At 52.1% G+C, this 15263-nt stretch carries 16 protein-coding genes; 8 read left to right on the top strand and 8 right to left on the bottom strand.

From position 1 onward, the window contains the following. Positions 1–5: 5 nt before the first annotated feature. From INF61_RS11305 to INF61_RS11320, 4 genes are all read right to left on the bottom strand, one after another. Positions 6–683: a pilus assembly protein gene (locus tag INF61_RS11305; protein WP_015570085.1), complete on the bottom strand. Its 678-nt coding sequence runs from the start codon at positions 681–683 to the stop codon at positions 6–8. A gap of 45 nt (positions 684–728) precedes the next feature. Further along, complete coding sequence (locus INF61_RS11310) at positions 729–1352, bottom strand: common pilus major fimbrillin subunit EcpA (RefSeq protein ID WP_003860995.1); 624 nt, start codon at positions 1350–1352, stop codon at positions 729–731. 227 nt (positions 1353–1579) lie between these two features. After that, positions 1580–2050 carry a hypothetical protein gene (locus tag INF61_RS11315; RefSeq protein WP_017383656.1) on the bottom strand — a complete coding sequence of 157 codons (471 nt, stop codon included), beginning with the start codon at positions 2048–2050 and terminating at the stop codon, positions 1580–1582. Positions 2051–2068: 18 nt separating this feature from the next. Continuing rightward, the gene (locus tag INF61_RS11320; protein ID WP_015570087.1) at positions 2069–2881 is read right to left on the bottom strand and encodes a winged helix-turn-helix domain-containing protein; all 813 of its coding nucleotides are present in this window, start codon (positions 2879–2881) and stop codon (positions 2069–2071) included. A 374-nt stretch (positions 2882–3255) separates the two neighbouring features. Here INF61_RS11320 and INF61_RS11325 point away from each other — a divergent pair, with 374 nt between their 5' ends. The 4 genes from INF61_RS11325 to INF61_RS11340 are packed head-to-tail and all read left to right on the top strand — an operon-like array spanning position 3256 to position 8173. Beyond that, entirely contained in the window at positions 3256–3840 is a 585-nt protein-coding gene (locus INF61_RS11325) for a fimbrial protein (protein ID WP_017383657.1), read from the top strand. Between the two features lie 52 nt (positions 3841–3892). Beyond that, a complete protein-coding gene (locus tag INF61_RS11330; protein WP_015570089.1) occupies positions 3893–4585 on the top strand; it encodes a molecular chaperone in 693 nt (230 codons plus the stop codon). 15 nt (positions 4586–4600) lie between these two features. Continuing rightward, positions 4601–7093 carry a fimbria/pilus outer membrane usher protein gene (locus INF61_RS11335; RefSeq protein ID WP_063136751.1) on the top strand — a complete coding sequence of 831 codons (2493 nt, stop codon included), beginning with the start codon at positions 4601–4603 and terminating at the stop codon, positions 7091–7093. A 15-nt stretch (positions 7094–7108) separates the two neighbouring features. Next, on the top strand, positions 7109–8173 hold the full coding sequence (locus tag INF61_RS11340) for a fimbrial protein (protein ID WP_032668888.1): 1065 nt from the start codon (positions 7109–7111) through the stop codon (positions 8171–8173). 6 nt (positions 8174–8179) lie between these two features. Here the strand turns inward: INF61_RS11340 and INF61_RS11345 are convergent, their stop codons facing one another. After that, on the bottom strand, positions 8180–8815 hold the full coding sequence (locus INF61_RS11345) for a LuxR C-terminal-related transcriptional regulator (protein WP_015570092.1): 636 nt from the start codon (positions 8813–8815) through the stop codon (positions 8180–8182). 569 nt (positions 8816–9384) lie between these two features. On the opposite strand from INF61_RS11345, the gene INF61_RS11350 reads away from it, so the two are divergent. Further along, positions 9385–10005 carry a LuxR C-terminal-related transcriptional regulator gene (locus INF61_RS11350; protein WP_015570093.1) on the top strand — a complete coding sequence of 207 codons (621 nt, stop codon included), beginning with the start codon at positions 9385–9387 and terminating at the stop codon, positions 10003–10005. A gap of 75 nt (positions 10006–10080) precedes the next feature. Beyond that, entirely contained in the window at positions 10081–10761 is a 681-nt protein-coding gene (locus tag INF61_RS11355) for an EAL domain-containing protein (protein WP_048973070.1), read from the top strand. A gap of 33 nt (positions 10762–10794) precedes the next feature. On the opposite strand, the gene nlpA is transcribed toward INF61_RS11355, so the two are convergent. Continuing rightward, complete coding sequence (gene nlpA / locus INF61_RS11360; protein ID WP_020480549.1) at positions 10795–11595, bottom strand: lipoprotein NlpA; 801 nt, start codon at positions 11593–11595, stop codon at positions 10795–10797. Between the two features lie 229 nt (positions 11596–11824). Beyond that, positions 11825–13324, bottom strand: a complete 1500-nt coding sequence (locus INF61_RS11365; protein ID WP_015570095.1) for an MDR family MFS transporter — start codon at positions 13322–13324, stop codon at positions 11825–11827. A gap of 78 nt (positions 13325–13402) precedes the next feature. Here INF61_RS11365 and INF61_RS11370 point away from each other — a divergent pair, with 78 nt between their 5' ends. Next, positions 13403–14050: a TetR/AcrR family transcriptional regulator gene (locus tag INF61_RS11370; RefSeq protein WP_048973071.1), complete on the top strand. Its 648-nt coding sequence runs from the start codon at positions 13403–13405 to the stop codon at positions 14048–14050. On the opposite strand, the gene INF61_RS11375 is transcribed toward INF61_RS11370, so the two are convergent. Further along, entirely contained in the window at positions 14047–14466 is a 420-nt protein-coding gene (locus INF61_RS11375; protein WP_017383664.1) for a GNAT family N-acetyltransferase, read from the bottom strand. The two genes, INF61_RS11370 and INF61_RS11375, sit on opposite strands and share 4 nt — an antisense overlap. A gap of 185 nt (positions 14467–14651) precedes the next feature. Between INF61_RS11375 and INF61_RS11380 the strand changes: the two genes are divergently transcribed. After that, on the top strand, positions 14652–15221 hold the full coding sequence (locus INF61_RS11380; protein WP_000104919.1) for a TetR/AcrR family transcriptional regulator: 570 nt from the start codon (positions 14652–14654) through the stop codon (positions 15219–15221). The last annotated feature ends 42 nt before the right edge of the window (positions 15222–15263 follow it).

Raw genomic sequence — 15263 nt, forward strand, 5'->3', positions numbered from 1 at the left:
CATCCTTACTTAACAGGAATGAACTGTTTCAGGTCCCATATTCCGAGATGAAAATGGTTATCCGTAACGTTGATATCCTCGATAGCGCGCGAGGTCTCTGGCATCAGGTAGAAGTTTTTGCTACACGGCGTGCCGGGGGATTCCGGATTCGGCTTCAGGCAGGTCCCGGTCGCATTGACGCGAAACGAGGTGTTCCCTTTATTGGTTATTTTTCCCGCCACATAGACGAAATCAATCTTCTTATCCCGGGGCTGAACCACCAGAATGGTGCTCACCACCGCACGCGTCATCCCGGTGCCGTTTTTTGGCGAACCGCTGTCCACCTCTTCGCTTACCCCTTCATCCGTGAAGGTAATGCGGTAGTAACGCTCTTTGTTATCGGCGTTCCCGTGATAGTAAAATTTGACGATATTGCTGGTACCGGCGGGCATTACCATGCGCGTGGGCGTCAGCAACAGTTCGTCCACTTTCTCCGGATTAATGACGATCCCTTCATCCATTGGGCTGCTGATCCGCTGTGCGCGAACAGAAACAATACGCACGCTGTCTGCTTCGTTTTTTATTTCCTTGGCGGTGGAGTCAGCATCCGCAGAAATAATGGTGGTGACTTTTCCCACATTAATGGCCAGCGCGGAGGAAGAGATAAATAATAAAAATAAGAAGGTGGATTTGAGGTTAAACATGCTATTTCCCTAAACAGGGGCTTGCGCCCCTGGATCGATCAGGCCTTAGCCCCAGGTTGCGCGGAACGCAACAGACACGGTCCCTTCCCACAGGCTGTTGGTCAGGTCTTTGAACTCTTTCGCAGTACCCGCGTTGTCCTGAGCGGAGTCAACGTAGAAGACGAATTTGTCCTGGCCGGTAATTTCGGTATCTGCCGCCGCGCCTGCGCTGGTGGTCAGGTTCCACAGGCCAGAAGAGACGCCGGTGTTAGAAGAAGAATCAACCAGCGTGGTCCATGCGGTCGATTTCGCCCCCACGGTGCCACCGATAGAGCCCAGGTCGTTACCGCCCCAACGCGCACCCACTTTCAGCTTGGTCGCTTCACCACCCACGCTGAACAGCGTGTTGTTTGAATCGTCGAGGATAGCTTCGAGTTTGAAGCTGGTCGCCGTAGAGTGATCGCCACGGATAGCCACATCAAACAGACCGGTATCGGTGTTGAAAGATTTGGTATTGGCGCTGTAAACGAAGTTCAAAGCACGCGTTGGCGTAACAACCAGATCGGATTCGCTGTCTTTGGTCGCGGTTGCCTGCCAGGTGGCAGAAGCCGTGGTTTCAGCTGCATTAACTGCGCTCAGGGCAGAAACAGACAGCAGGGAGCCCAGAACGATAGCGTTCAGTTTGTTCATTTATTTAGTCCTTCAAAAAAGAATCCACGTGTATAAAAAGGGGAGCCCCTTTTTCGAGGCGGAGTATAGACAGCCGCAAAATAACGAGGCAATACAGAAAAATTCACTCGACGGAGAGTAACAATAAAAATATAAATAAATTTCTCGTATCTTATTGTTACGTATTGAGTAAATTACTCAATTTCCCGAGCAATAGATAAATATCGATTTTTCAATAAAGAGAAATATCAGGACGTCGGGACAGCCACACACATCATTACAGGCAACACCAGCCCCTTAATTAACCACGCATGTTTTTTTACGCTGGTAATATAGAAGAAGTTGATATTATCAAGTAACATTTCGTTTACAACGCCATCCGGCGCCGCATCATCTTCAGATTTATTCAGCTTTTTATCCTTAATATAAAAGATATTGCTGCCGTCGACTTTTTCCACGCTGAGCGTGTAATTTCTGTCAATCAGGTAGCTTTTGCCCTCTTTCTTGAGTACGCCTTTATGAATAACCGTCACAACATCTTTGTTGTTAAACAGGAAAAGCGTGGTTAGCGACATATCGGTTGACTCACCCGTGGAATAGGTTTTCCAGGAAATGGTATCTGACTGGCAGCCAAACCCCTCATCCTGCGTTCTGGTAAAATAGACCCATAACAACGCGATGACAGACAGCGCCAGTACGATACTGAACAGTACACTCATTTTAGTCCTTGACATATTTTAACTCCCGGTCAGGCTTCTGTAAGAAATGCAGTTCTTATAATCGTCGATACTGTCCTGCTGATAACAGATGGCCAGGAAATAATTTTCTATCTGCGACTTTTTAAACCTGGAATAGTAAGCATCTGCAACCTGATGTTGACAGTCGATATGTTGACTGGCGATGACCTCTTTTACGTGATTAAAGTAGTGCTGTCGCGGCTGATACATATTCTTATCGATCAGGTATATCGTACACCTGTCCACTTTACCGAGCAGATGCATATCAGAATCTTTCAGGCTCTCGGCATAGGAATCCCGCTGGTGCAACAGTAAAACAGCGGTGCCGGTAACAATAATCAATAATAACGTGCAGAGAGAAATAAAGAGTCTGTGCAGCGATATTATTTGTTTAGGCGGATCGGCATCTTTCTTATGCGCTAGCGTATCGAATGCTTCAGAAGCAGATTCTTCGCTAAGCGTTGAAATAACCGGCGGCCTGACCGTGTGGTGTTCAATATGCGCGGCAAGGCTAAATCCCTTGCCACGTATCGTTTTTATCAGTAAAGGGTCGCAGCCTAATGTACGAAATGCTTTTCTGATTTCACTTATGGCAACATTTAGACTCACCGAAGAACCAGAGAAACCATGATCCTCCCAGACCTTCTTTATCAGGTCGTCTCTGTCGAGTGTTTTACCATTATTGATGATAAGTTCATAAAGCAGACGACCCGCCTGGTTAGATAACTTAATGGATGACTCTTCCTCTCCATTAATCATGATCATACCGGTGTCGACTTCATAAAGCATTGTAAGATCAATGAGATACTTCATATTATTATTACGCCATTGTTAAATTTTTGTGCATTTGCCAGGCAATAATAAGTCTAAAGTTTGTGTGGTCAAGTCGCGTGATATTAATTGAGAGATGAATTCATAAAGCTTCATTAATTAACGATTATTAAAGCATTAATAAAAATCTTCGAACCAACGTATTTAGGTTAAAACATTAAAAAAAACATACTGACAAGATTATAATCTTAAACTTTAGAAGTTATTGGAATAATGTTTTGTTATATACTTTTTTAGTGCAACATAATATCGTCAAAGCATTCTCCCGAGTCGCCATGCGTCTAGCCGGTACATCAGGGACATGTGTAGCCGATTAACATTCATTTTAAATAACACAAATCTTCATGGAGTTTATCATGTTCAAATCGATCATGACCGTATCACTGCTGGCCGCCGCTATTGCCTCTACCAGCGCAGTGGCCGCAGACAATTCGGCGGGTGGTATCATTAACTTTACCGGCGCTATTACCGATACAACCTGTACCATTAACGGCGGTAAAAGCGCGGACTTTACCGTTGCGCTTTCCCCTATTTCGGTAAAAGATGCGGGCACCACGGTTGGCCTGATCACCCGAAATAAAAAATCTATTGCGCTGACATTCTCTGGTTGCTCACCAGCAGCCGGAACGACCGGTACCCCTCTGAAAGTTTATTTCTCCAGCGCGGATAATATTTCCACTGACGGTAAATACCTGCTGAATAACAGCGTGAACGAAAGCGATGCCAGCGTGGCACGTAATGTCGGCTTTGCGTTAGTGGAGCCAGGTTCGTCTACGCCTATTACCCTGAACCAGCCTTACACGACAAATATTATGGGTACAGCGACCGCGCCAGATTCCGAAACGCTGACGCTGGACGTTTATTACTATAAAACAAACGCCGCTGCCGCCACCGTGGGCGAGTTAAGCTCCAACGTAACGTATACCATTTCCTACCTGTAATAGTGATTATTCAGGCTCTGTTTTCGCAGAGCCTGTATTTAAGGTTGCAATCATGCGCAAGGCAATTTTGCTGGCAGGCTTACTGCTAAGCACGGGTCACTCATGGGCCAATATTGTCATTAATGGCACCCGTGTCCTTTATCCTGAAAATAACAAAGAGGTGATCGTCCAGTTAATGAATACGGGCGATGCGCCGGCTCTGGTACAATCCTGGATAGATGACGGTGATATTAATTCCACGCCGGAAACAGCCAATGTGCCGTTTCTGTTGTCGCCGCCGGTGATAAAGGTTAACGAACATAATGGTCAACAGCTTCGTATTAAAAAGCTACCGTCCAGCTTGCCTGCGGATCGCGAATCCGTCTTTTTCCTGAATGTCCTCGACATTCCGCCCAGACCTGAAAATCTGCAAAACCAGAATACCGTTCAGCTGGCGATTAAATCCCGTATCAAACTTTTTTATCGGCCCGCTGCGCTAAAAGGCACGCTGGATGACGCGGTGGCGAAACTGACGCTCGCCGCCGACGGCGATCGCTTTCGCATTACAAATAACAGTCCGTTCCATATTACGGTCGCCAATATTTCGCTGGGTAAAACGAAATTGCTCCAGGAGTCCCCGATGGTTTCCCCGTTTGGGCAGCTGACGGTCGCCGCCAAAAATACGGTTAAGCGCGGACAGACCTTCCAGCTGATGTATGTGGACGATCTTGGCGCGTATAAAACCCGGACTTTCACCAGTCAGTGATCGGAAAGACTCACCATGAAAATGAAACAAAACAGACTCTGTCTGCTGGCAGTCTGCACGCTTCTGCTTTCGCATAAATCAGGGGCCGTCTCGTTTGATCCCTCCCTGCTTGCTGGCGCATCCGGTGAGTCCGATCTGTCTCGCTTTTCCGAAAACAACGCCATGCCTGCCGGCAGTCAGGAGATGGATATCTACGTAAACGGCAGCTGGAAGGGACGTTATACCGTCATCTACGGCGAGCAGCGTGACGACATCCGCCTTGCCTGGAAAGATGCCCGGTCGCTGGGCATCAACACCACGTCCGTGCCTGCGCCCGCCATTGCGCACGGGCAGGTCCAGCTGCGCGATCTGGTTCAGGGCGGTGAAGTCAAAACCGATACCAGCACCCTGAGTCTGGCGCTTACCGTTCCGCAGGCGGCCGTGCAGCGTACTGAAGAAGGTTACATTGCCCCCCAGTTCTGGGACGAGGGGATCCCGGCGCTGATGCTCTCGTGGAACACGACCTGGTACAACACCCGCGCGAAAGGCACTGCGAAAGACACAAATGATGATTTTTATGCCGGGCTGGATTCCGGCGCCAACCTGTTCGGCTGGCAGTTTCGCGACAGCAGCGCCTGGCGGAAAACCGCCAGCGGAGAGAGTAGCTGGCAGAATAATACCCGCTACCTGCGCCGTCCCCTGGCCTCGCTGAAATCCAACCTGACGCTGGGTGACTTTTATATTCCTGGCGATCTGTTTGATTCCCTGCGCGTGCGCGGCGTGTCGCTGGCGTCGGATATGAAGATGCGCCCAAATTCACAGCAGGGTTTTTCACCGGTGGTTCACGGCGTGGCAAGGACGAACGCCCTGGTGAAAGTTATCCAGAATGGCAACGTGATCTATCAGGAGAACGTGCCGCCGGGCCAGTTTACCCTCGACAGCATTCAGCCTACCGGCTCCGCGGGCGATTTGCTGGTGGTGGTGCGTGAAGCGGACGGTTCACAGCAGTCCTTCACGGTGCCGTTTTCCGCCGTGCCCGGGATGCTAAAAGAAGGGGTGAGCCAGTACAGCGTAGTGGCGGGTAAAGTGCATCAGAACACGCTCGATGCCGAACCCGCATTCATGCAGGCCACGCTGCGCTACGGGTTTAATAACCTCATCACCGGGTATACCGGGACGATTATTAGCGATAACTACCAGGCCGGGCTTATCGGTACCGGGTGGAACCTTCCCTTTGGCGCGGTCTCGTTTGATGTCACCCACGCCAAAACCACCCTACAGGATCGCACCAGCAGCGGTCAGAGTTATCGCGTGTCGTACAGCAAATTTATCGATACCACCGCCACCAACTTCACCCTGGCGGCCTATCGCTATTCCACTAAAGGCTATTACAGCTTCAGCGACGCGCTCTATTCGCGCGAAGGGTATCAGCGCCTGAGAGCGCAGTACGACGACTATGAAGATCGGTTTGGCGTTGCGCCCGACATGTCGCTAAGCACCTGGGACGCCCTGCGCGCGGCGCAGCCCAAGAATACCTTTACGCTTAACCTTAATCAGCGCCTGCTCAATAACTGGGGCACGGTGTTTGTCTCCGGCACACAGCGCGATTACTGGAACTCACAGCAAACCACGCGCGAGTATCAGATGGGCTATTCCAACGCCATCGGCCGCGCCAGCTATACCCTGTCGGCCAGCCGGGTACGGAACAGGGACAGCGAAGAAGAGACGCGCCTTTACCTCTCCCTCAGCCTGCCGTTCTCGCTGTTTGATAATAATGCGTGGATCACCTCCAGCCTGACGGCCAGCGATTCGCATTACGAACAGAGCAATATCAGCATGAGCGGGAACGCGCTGGCGTCGAACCGCCTGAGCTATACCCTCTCCGGCAGTAATGCGCGTGGGGGTAAAAATGCGGCAAGCGTTAACGCCGCGTACCGTTCGAACTTCGCGACACTCGGTGGCTCTTACAGCGAATCCTCCGACTACCGCCAGACCGGGCTCAGCGGGCGCGGAAGCCTGGTGGCCTACCCGTGGCACGTTCTCGCCTCAAACGAAACCGGCACAACCATGACTATCGTCGATGCGCCAAAGGCGGAGGGACTGATGGTGAACGGCGATGAAAGCATTATGACGAACCGCGATGGCGTGGCGCTGGTGCCTTACGCCACCCCGTATCGCAAAAACGCCATTACGTTAACCGAAACGGAAAACAGCGCTGGCGCGGAGGTGATCGGCAATATGGCTAACGTGGCTCCTTACGACGGGGCGGTGAGTTATATCCGCTTCGAAACCGATAAGCGCCAGTCATGGGTACTTCATGCGACGCGCACCGACGGTAAACCGCTGCCCTTTGGCACTGAAGTGCTGGATGAACACGGTGAATCTGTCGGGTATGTCGGCCAGGCCAGCGTACTGTATATCCGTGCTGAACAGCCGCCACGCGCGCTCAACGTGCATCTCCGCGGCGGAAAGTGCGAAATCTCCTCCCCGGCCTGGGGGCTGAACAGCCCCTCATCGGTTTGCCATTAATTACGGATTATCAAAATGTTACGATCATTCATGTTCCTGCTCCTCACCAGCATTAGCGGGATGAGCTATGCCACCTGCTCCGGCAGCAGCATCGTTTATGGCACACCGATTACCATTGATTTATCGGATAAGCTGAGCCCGGCCACGCCCACATGGACCGGCAGCTTCAGCACCCAGTACAGCGGCTCGTTCAACTGTACGACGGGTAACAGTGAATTTTCTTACACGCCGATCCTCTCGACCGACAGCAAATACGCGACCATCCTCGGGTTCAGCAATAACAAGTATATGGTGCGGGCGGAGATCACCAATCCCCCGGCCAATAAAACCCTGTCTGCCAGCGGTAGCCATACGGCGTCTGAGCTGAACACACCGTTTACGGTTCGCTTCACCCTCGTTAACCAGAGCGGTACCACCCTGACGGGGGATACGGCGAACATGAGCGACGTTCTGTTCGTCAGCGACATGAGCGGGTTATCCATCTGGGAAATCATCACCTGGCCAATCAATCAGGTCATCAAGATAGCGCAGTGGTTATTCAGCGGGTTCAAGTGGCCTTACGACAACCGCGATATGTTTGGTCAACCGATGATCATCAAATACGCGCCGAAACTGACTACCTGTTCCTTTGATAATGCGGGGCTGACCGTGGCGCTGCCGACGCTCGGCATTCCCCAGCTCAGTGCATCCTCACAGCCGGGGCTGACGCCTTTTTCACTGAACATGAGCTGTCAGAACGTCGGGGTTAATGGCAATTCCGATCGGGCAATTGAGATGTTTCTGTCCAGCACGCAGCTGCTCTCAACCGACAGCTCGGTGCTGATCGACAGCAGCAGTAGCGCGGCGCAGGGCGTGGGGCTCCGCCTGATAAAACGTGACGCCCCGCAAACGCCGGTGACCTTCTCTACCTCAACCACCAGCCGTGGCAACGCCACGATGATTTTCAGCGTGGCGGCTGGCGCGGCGCTGGACGAACATTTCACCCTTCCGATGGCGGCGTACTATTACGTGTGGGCGCCCGCCCAGGTGAGCCAGGGTAAGATCAATACATCGGCTACGCTGAATATTATCTATCCCTGATGTGAACTATTCCTCCATCTTTCCAACCGCTTGCACATACTTAATCAGTTCGCTGTGGTTGGAAAGATTCAGCTTTTTCATTGCATTGTGTTTCTGTGTCGCAATGGTACTGACCGAACGGTTTCGATGACGGGCAATCTCCGTCGTTGAAAATCCTTCCACGATAAGATGAAGCACCTCCCACTCTCTGGCCGAGAGGATGGAACGCGCCCGGGAGCCGGACCGCATTACCCGCCTGAGCCACGAAGAGATCGACGGTTTTTGCCCGTCCGCCATGAGCAACGCGGGTAATTCCTTTTTCAGTTCAGTCAATTCATCCTGCTGACTGATGGTTAATTCAAATTTCATCTCCAGAACTTTTTTTAACAGCCCGTAAGGCAGCTCGGGCACCAACAGAACACGCCTGACGTGATGGGTTTTACATAAAGATGTAAAACGGCTGCTGACCTCCGCACTCCACTCTTTATGATTAAGCAGATAATTAAATTCAGTGAAGAAAACATCCACGTTATTATCCGCCACCGCCGCCAGCGCCTGTTCTGTGGAATCGACCTGAGTAATGTTCAGTACGTAATCGGGTAAAAGATCCTGGAGCGCCCGGAATATTATCTCTTTAAATATATTTATTTTGTAAAACACCATTACCCTTACGATACGTTCAGTATTATTCATGTCTTTTCTAAATTCTCGTGACCGGAGGAAAATGATAATAGTTTATGTACTCACCACTCACAACCTCTTCGCGCCAGGATTTTATCCTTCTCAGGCTTAAAAATCTGAACAAGGACATTAAATTTATAGAAAAAATTCTATTTTATTCTGCGCGCCGTTTCCCCTCGCAGATAAAGCCCTGTCGATAACCCTGCCACGATCACAATTTTTCTTACAGAAACAGCAGTAAATCACTGAAAAGGCGGTGGATTAACCCCATTAATCAACCTTCTGATGCTTATTATCCGCTCATTTACAGAATAAAAATCTGGCATGAATATTATTAGAAGATTAAAACAATTGCATATACCATTAAAACCATTTTTCAATTTTATCTTCCGCTAATAATTGGCTTCAGCTTTACTCAACGGTTTGTATTGGCTTACATTGATGCCATCGCATCGCGTTATTTAAAAAGTGCTCGCTATTCTTTTAATAAGAGAGTGCGAACCGCCATTTTCTCTTATATGGACTGTTTACTCAGCGAAAGGAGAATGCCAATGCAAAATAAAAAAACAATTCACGTTGCCGTTGTTGACAGCTGCGAATTCACGATGATTGGCCTGCAATCGCTTGGAAAGCGTGAGCCTGATGAAAAACACGACGTTATTTTCCATGGATTTACCCATATCGAAGAACTTGCTATGAGTGAACAACTCTTTGATATCATCATTTATGATCCGTTGAATACGCGTCATTTCCGGGTGACGACGAATGACGACATTCTCTGTATTAAACAGAAACAAGTGACAGCGAAGATCTATATCTATTCGTTATCCGCCGGCTATTTGAAATTCAAACATGTTGATGGAGTCATCAGCAAAAGAGTCTCCCTGGGGGATATCAAAGCGCTGTGGCAAATACTGATGAGCCAGACGCCGCAAGAGTCTGGCCGTTACAACGTAGGCATGACGACCCGCTTACGCACCCCGGCGAGGCTGTCCAGCGAGGAGGCCAGCGTATTGCGCGGCTATTCCTGCAATCTCAAAACCAAGCAAATAGCCCGTCAGCTGGGGTGTAACGTCAGGCTGGTTTACTTTTATAAGAACAACGCCATGAACAAGCTTAAGGCCGTGCGTGGCCCCTCGTTTTACCAGAGCATTCGCTGGATCCTGAATTAAGAATTTGACCGTGTGTCGTTTGCCTTTTGTTCCCGTGTCCGCGGGAACCTTTTTTCATTTCCTGAAGGCTGTTCCATGTATACCGTTCTTCCCTCTCCCCTGTTGCAACGTATCTCAGGGCTGCGATTCCAGCCGCTTGTCGATCTTCATTCGGGCCAGGTGTTCGCGCATGAAGTTCTCGTGGAGATCCATAACGTCAATCTTGAGGTGCTGTTTGCCTCGCTGCCCTCGCGCAGCGCGCTGCAAATCTTCTTCTGGCAGGCCAACACCCTGTTACAGATACCCGCCCGGGACGCTTACTGGCTAAACCTTCCGGCAGAACACCTTCTCAACGAACGCGCTATCCGGTTGTTGCTGGCGTTACGCCATCAGCAGCGGTTAACGATTGAAATTCAGGATCCCCTCACCATCACACGGCTGAGCGAGGATGAGCAACGTCGTCTTCATGCCACGCTTGTTCGGTTAAAAGAGGCGGGATGGCAAATCTGGCTGGACGATTTAACCCGGGAGTTGGCGGAGGCGTTCGCGCGGCTTGCGCTGCCGCTGGATGGGGTAAAAATTGACCGCTCAGCGCTGCGCGAGCGCGCGCCGCTTGCCCCGTTTGTGCAGCAGGTCAGGGCAGGTATCGCGCAATCGATTCTTATCGAAGGCATCGAAAACTCGCGGGATCTGGCGCGCGCCCGCGCGTCCGGCGCACAGTCTGGTCAGGGTTTTCTGTGGCCCGAAAGCCGAACCGATGCCCGCGTAACGCTTTGACGGCCAGCGGAGCGCTGGCCTTTTTACCGGGGCTTACCAGCCCGGCACCGCACCACCGTTAAAAATGGTCTCCGCCGCTTTCGCCACTTCCGGCGACTGATAGGACTGGATAAATTCCTTCACGTTTTCGGCGTCTTTGTTCTCTTCACGCGTGACCACAATATTCACGTAGGGTGAGTTTTTGTCTTCGATAAAGACGCTGTCGTGTACCGGAGAAAGCCCCGTTTGCTGGAGATAGGTGGTACTGATGATGGCCACATCCACTTTCGGATCGTCCAGCACGCGCGGCAGTTGCGCCCCTTCCAGCTCCATAATCTGTAAGTTTTTCGGGTTCGCGGTAATATCCAGCGCCGTTGGCAGCAGGCCAACATCCGGTTTAAGGGTAATCAGCTTCTCTTTTTGCAGCAGCAACAGCGCGCGGCCAAGGTTGGTGGGATCGTTTGGAATCGCAATGGTTGCGCCGTCCTTCAGCTCAGAGACCGATTTAATCTTTCGGGAGTAACCCGCCATCGGGAAGACGAAGGTATTGGCCACGGCGACCAGCTTGTAATTGTGCGCCTTGTTATCTTCTGCGAGGAACGGGCGATGCTGGAAGACGTTGGCATCCAGTTCGCCCTGGTTGGTGGCATCGTTGGGTAGCAGCGAGCCGCTAAAGCCCACCAGCTCAACATCCAGACCGTATTTCTCCTTTGCCACCTTTTTGGCGACTTCCGCCACGTCCTGCTCAGCGCCATTGATCACGCCGACTTTAATGTGTCTGGCATCATTGCCGCCCTGATCACAGCCCGCGAGCAGCAGGCCAGTCAGGAGAAGCGCACCCAATCGAAGTTTCACGAGACAGTTCCTTTTGATAGACGTTTTGAAGACTATATCGACAACGAGACGGCAGGCTAAAAAACGAAAAGGAATCAGTAAGACGGTTAAGTTATATGCGGCCTGTTGCCGGGTGGCGCTGCGCTTACCCGGCCTACGTAACGGGCGAAGTGTAGGCCCGGTAAGCGTAGCGCCACCGGGCGATGGGCATCAGGCTACGGTAGTCCAGGCGCAAGCAGAACCGCTTCCCTCACGCCTGCCGACGCAGCGGCGCTTCGCGCAAAAACCACGACAGCACAAACGCCAGCACCATAATCCCCGCCGCCAGCATGAATACCGCATGGATCGCCGAGCCGAACGCATCCAGATAGTCCAGACGCAGGGCATCAGGCAGATGGTGTATGGCAACGGGATTAAGTTCGCGCGGCAGTTCCGCCCCTTCCGGCAGCCTGTCGATCAGGCCTGATTGCAGAATATGGGTGAACACCGCGCCAAACAGCGCAACGCCAATCGCCCCGCCAATGGAACGGAACAGCGTCACCCCAGACGTCGCGACGCCGTATTGATCGGCTGACACGCTGTTCTGCACCGCCAGCACCAGCACCTGCATCACCAGTCCCAGCCCCATGCCCAGCACGCCGGTAAACAGGTACAGCTGCCAGGTTGGGGAGGTGATTGAAATGCGCGTCAGTAACACCATCCCCACCACGCCGAGCAGCGTGCCGAGGATCGGGAACAGACGATATTTCCCGGTACGGCTGATGATGCGCCCGCTGATAATGGAGGTGAGCAACAGCCCCCCCATCAGGGGGATCAGCTGCAAACCGGCCTGCGTCGGCGTGGCGTCTTTTACCACCTGTAAATAGAGCGGCAGGAAAGTGACGGAGCCAAACAGCGACATGCCGATAATAAAACCGATCAGACTACAGAGCAGGAAGCTGCGGTCACGGAAGAGCGACAGCGGGATAATCGGCTCCCACGCCAGCCGCTCTTCGTAGATAAACCCGGCGATCCCCGTCAGGCCGAAGGCCAGAATACACCACAGCTGCGGGTCGCTCCATTGGCGGATAGTCCCACCCTCGGTGGTAAACAGAATGATGCACAGCAACGCCATGCTGAGGTAAATCGCCCCCAGGTAGTCAATCTCATGCTTGCTGCGCCGCGCGCTGCCGTGGAAAACCGCGCCAATCACCAGCAGGGCAAACAGCCCCAGCGGCAGGTTGATGTAGAAAATCCAGCGCCAGGATGCGTGCTGAACGATAAACCCGCCGATCAGCGGCCCTATCACCGTCGCCAGGCCAAACACGCCGCCAAACAACCCCTGATAGCGACCCCGATCGGCAGGCGGGATCACGTCCGCCACGGCAGCCATGCTGATCACCATCAGACCGCCGCCCCCCAGCCCTTGCAGGGCGCGCATCAGCACCAGCTGGGTCATGTTCTGCGCCAGACCGCACAGCGCGGACCCTACAAGAAACAGCACAATCGCGATTTGCAGAACGATTTTTCGGCCAAACAGATCGCCGAATTTGCCGTACAGCGGCACCACGATGGTCGAACTGAGGATATAGGCCGTTACCACCCACGAGAGCTTATCCAGCCCGCCCAGCTCACCGACGATGGTCGGCAGCGCGGTGGAGACAATGGTCTGATCCAGCGCCGAGAGCAGCATCACCAGCAGGAGTGCGCTGAACAGCAGCTTAATCGACGGCGCCTTTTTCGCAGGTTGAGTCATTACGTCGGACTCCATAAGACATCACTTGTAATTAATTAATCGTATAATTAATATTTGTGGAAGTGATGAATAAGATCAAGAGATACGGTGACCATGCCAGCACAAAAGGACAATTCTGAACCCCGCCGCCCCGGTCGGCCACGCGGCGGCAAGCGCGTTACCGCCAGCCGTGAACAGCTGCTGGATATCGCCCTGAACCTCTTTTCCCGCCAGGGGATCGCCAATACGTCGTTGAACGCCATCGCCCGCGAAGCAGGCGTGACGCCCGCCATGCTGCACTACTACTTCAACTCCAGAGAACAGTTGCTGGATGCGATGATTGAGGAGCGCTTCCTGCCGTTACGCGAGCGGATCGGGGCGATTTTCGCCGACAACCGGGATTCGCCGGTGGATGCCCTGACGGAAATGGTCAGGGTGCTGGCCGAACTGGCGGAAAAGTATCGCTGGTTTGCCCCGCTGTGGATGCAGGAGGTGATTGGCGAGATGCCGGTACTGCGCACCCATTTGCAGGCACGCTTTGGCGATGAGAAATATCACACCACGCTGGCAACCATCAAAAGCTGGCAGCAGGAAGGAAAGCTGAATCCGGCGCTGGCCCCCGAACTGCTGTTCACTACGCTGCTGAGCCTGGTGCTGGTGCCGTTCTCCCGCATGCGCAATGACGAGAGGCTTAACGCCCTCTCGCCGGAGATCGTGGTGCGCCACGTGTTAGCCGTGACAGGCACCGGGATCGGCGGTTAAAGATTTTTGGACAGATAGTGTCTCTGCATTCCCTGATAAGGGTAATCCTGCAAGGACATCTGCACCTGATAACCCTGTTTTTCATAGAACGGACGCGCCTGGAAGCTGACCGTATCCACCAGCGCGTGACGACAGCCTTTGCGACGGGCCTCCTCTTCAGCCGTTTTGATAAGCTGGCTTCCCACGCCCGTTCCCCGCACGCTGTCGCTGACCCACAGATAGTCGATGTTCAGCCAGTCGCCTTTCCGTACGCCGATTAACCCGCCCAGCATGACGCCATTGTCGTCTCGCATATATACGCCAATATCGCCGCCAAATGTCGACAGATCTAAAAACTGCGCGTTATAGGCTCTTAGCCCCGTTAATAATTCTTCTTTTTCTTCGGCTGTGACATTATCTGTAATGCTCAGATGCATAATTCTCTCCTTATTTTCAGCGCAATCTGAATATCTCACAGCTTAACCTTCATAAAAACTCCTTATTTTCTCCATTGTTTATACCTGGAAATATTCATTCAATATGTAAATAAAAAAAGCCTTTCCAATAGTCTCCGAAAACGTATAATGAGAACGATCATTCTCACTTTTTACGGTAGCCGACAATGAGTACAAAGCTGGAAGAACGACAAAAACTGCGCCAGGACGAAATCATTACCGCCGCGCGCCGCTGCTTTCGCGCCAGCGGGTTTCACGCTGCCAGCATGTCGCAGATCGCCAGCGAAGCCAGGCTCAGCGTCGGACAAATCTATCGCTATTTCAGTAACAAAGACGCGATTATTGAAGAGATGATCCGGCGCATTATCGACTCACGTATTGAAGAGATGCAGGGCAAAACCCTGGTTGAAGGGATGCCGCAGGCGCTTGCCTGGCGCCAGACGCTTAACGAAGACGATGACGCGCTGATGCTCGAAATGTCCGCAGAGGCCACGCGCAATCCGCTGGTGGCAAACATGCTGATCGAAGCCGAAGCCCGCATGTTCGCCAACGCCTGTGAGCACCTGAAAAAGCAGTTCCCTCACCTGAGCGATGAGCATATTCGCTGCTGCGTGGAGATTACCGCCGTGATGATCGAAGGCACGATTTACCGTCGACTCACGCCTTTAAAAGTACCATCAGAACAATTAGAGCCTATATACCAGAATATTTTAAATATGATTTTCTCTGCGAAGTAATCGCATGTGAATAATTAGCGGAAATAAGTAATTTCCCTTTTT

It is taken from the genome of Enterobacter cloacae complex sp. P18RS, from assembly GCF_014982105.1.
GTDB classification, from domain to species: Bacteria; Pseudomonadota; Gammaproteobacteria; order Enterobacterales; family Enterobacteriaceae; genus Enterobacter; species Enterobacter hormaechei_C.

What these genes read in the sequence shown, in the direction of transcription:
- INF61_RS11305 (WP_015570085.1), bottom strand. Translation starts at nt 683, where the DNA reads ATGTTTAACCTCAAATCCACCTTCTTATTTTTATTATTTATCTCTTCC.
- INF61_RS11310 (WP_003860995.1), bottom strand. Translation starts at nt 1,352, where the DNA reads ATGAACAAACTGAACGCTATCGTTCTGGGCTCCCTGCTGTCTGTTTCT.
- INF61_RS11315 (WP_017383656.1), bottom strand. Translation starts at nt 2,050, where the DNA reads ATGAGTGTACTGTTCAGTATCGTACTGGCGCTGTCTGTCATCGCGTTG.
- INF61_RS11320 (WP_015570087.1), bottom strand. Translation starts at nt 2,881, where the DNA reads ATGAAGTATCTCATTGATCTTACAATGCTTTATGAAGTCGACACCGGT.
- INF61_RS11325 (WP_017383657.1), top strand. Translation starts at nt 3,256, where the DNA reads ATGTTCAAATCGATCATGACCGTATCACTGCTGGCCGCCGCTATTGCC.
- INF61_RS11330 (WP_015570089.1), top strand. Translation starts at nt 3,893, where the DNA reads ATGCGCAAGGCAATTTTGCTGGCAGGCTTACTGCTAAGCACGGGTCAC.
- INF61_RS11335 (WP_063136751.1), top strand. Translation starts at nt 4,601, where the DNA reads ATGAAAATGAAACAAAACAGACTCTGTCTGCTGGCAGTCTGCACGCTT.
- INF61_RS11340 (WP_032668888.1), top strand. Translation starts at nt 7,109, where the DNA reads ATGTTACGATCATTCATGTTCCTGCTCCTCACCAGCATTAGCGGGATG.
- INF61_RS11345 (WP_015570092.1), bottom strand. Translation starts at nt 8,815, where the DNA reads ATGGTGTTTTACAAAATAAATATATTTAAAGAGATAATATTCCGGGCG.
- INF61_RS11350 (WP_015570093.1), top strand. Translation starts at nt 9,385, where the DNA reads ATGCAAAATAAAAAAACAATTCACGTTGCCGTTGTTGACAGCTGCGAA.
- INF61_RS11355 (WP_048973070.1), top strand. Translation starts at nt 10,081, where the DNA reads ATGTATACCGTTCTTCCCTCTCCCCTGTTGCAACGTATCTCAGGGCTG.
- INF61_RS11365 (WP_015570095.1), bottom strand. Translation starts at nt 13,324, where the DNA reads ATGGAGTCCGACGTAATGACTCAACCTGCGAAAAAGGCGCCGTCGATT.
- INF61_RS11370 (WP_048973071.1), top strand. Translation starts at nt 13,403, where the DNA reads ATGCCAGCACAAAAGGACAATTCTGAACCCCGCCGCCCCGGTCGGCCA.
- INF61_RS11375 (WP_017383664.1), bottom strand. Translation starts at nt 14,466, where the DNA reads ATGCATCTGAGCATTACAGATAATGTCACAGCCGAAGAAAAAGAAGAA.
- INF61_RS11380 (WP_000104919.1), top strand. Translation starts at nt 14,652, where the DNA reads ATGAGTACAAAGCTGGAAGAACGACAAAAACTGCGCCAGGACGAAATC.